The sequence below is a fragment of the Roseobacter sp. OBYS 0001 genome (genome assembly GCF_019654895.1).
GTDB classification, from domain to species: Bacteria; Pseudomonadota; Alphaproteobacteria; order Rhodobacterales; family Rhodobacteraceae; genus Roseobacter; species Roseobacter litoralis.
In genome coordinates this window covers 1-1,205 of sequence record NZ_BPES01000026.1, presented here as the reverse complement: position 1 = coordinate 1,205, position 1,205 = coordinate 1, and the positions used below count along the sequence as shown (strand labels likewise).

At 59.4% G+C, this 1,205-nt stretch carries 1 protein-coding gene; it reads right to left on the bottom strand.

All coding sequences use genetic code 11. From position 1 onward, the window contains the following. Positions 1-25: 25 nt before the first annotated feature. The gene (gene tuf, locus K5Q35_RS22545; RefSeq protein WP_013960398.1) at positions 26-1,201 is read right to left on the bottom strand and encodes an elongation factor Tu; all 1,176 of its coding nucleotides are present in this window, start codon (positions 1,199-1,201) and stop codon (positions 26-28) included. Positions 1,202-1,205: the final 4 nt, after the last annotated feature.

Here is a 1,205-nt window from a genome sequence, read left to right as displayed (position 1 = left end):
ACGCCTTTTTGTGCGCGTATCGGGATTACTCGGTGATTTTGGACACGACGCCGGCGCCGACGGTGCGGCCGCCTTCGCGGATCGCAAAGCGCAGGCCCTGCTCCATCGCGATCGGTGCGATCAGCTCAACACCAAAGCTCACGTTGTCGCCCGGCATCACCATTTCAGTGCCCTCGGCCAGCTGAACCGTGCCCGTCACATCCGTTGTGCGGAAGTAGAACTGGGGGCGATAGTTCGCAAAGAACGGCGTGTGGCGGCCGCCCTCGTCCTTGGTGAGGATATAGGCCTCGGCTTCGAACTTGGTGTGTGGCTTGACCGAACCCGGCTTGCACAGAACCTGACCACGCTCAACCGCTTCACGGTCGATACCGCGCAGCAATGCGCCGATGTTGTCGCCCGCTTCACCGCGATCCAGCAGCTTGCGGAACATCTCAACACCCGTACATGTTGTGGTCTGGGTGTCCTTGATCCCCACGATCTCGATGTTGTCGCCAACATTGATCACGCCACGCTCAACACGGCCCGTCACAACAGTCCCGCGACCGGAGATCGAGAACACGTCCTCAACCGGCATCAGGAACGGCTGGTCAATCGCACGCTCAGGCGTCGGGATGAACTCATCCACGGCGGCCATCAGCTTGCGGATCGCCTCTTCGCCGATCTCGGGGTCACGCCCTTCCATCGCCGCCAGCGCGGAGCCGGGGATCACAGGAATGTCGTCGCCCGGATAGTCATAGGAAGACAGCAATTCGCGGATTTCCATCTCCACCAGCTCGAGCAGTTCCTCATCGTCGACCTGATCCACTTTGTTCATGAAAACAACCATCGTCGGGATGCCAACCTGGCGGCCCAAGAGGATGTGCTCGCGCGTCTGGGGCATCGGGCCGTCAGCCGCGTTCACAACCAGGATCGCGCCGTCCATCTGCGCCGCACCGGTGATCATGTTCTTGACGTAATCCGCGTGACCGGGGCAATCCACGTGCGCGTAGTGACGCGCTTCGGTTTCATACTCAACGTGCGCTGTCGAGATCGTGATCCCGCGGGCTTTCTCCTCAGGCGCACCATCAATCTGGTCATACGCCTGAAAATCACCAAAATACTTCGTAATCGCAGCCGTCAGCGTCGTCTTGCCGTGGTCAACGTGACCAATCGTGCCAATGTTAACATGCGGTTTATTACGTTCAAACTTTGCCTTTGCCATGATG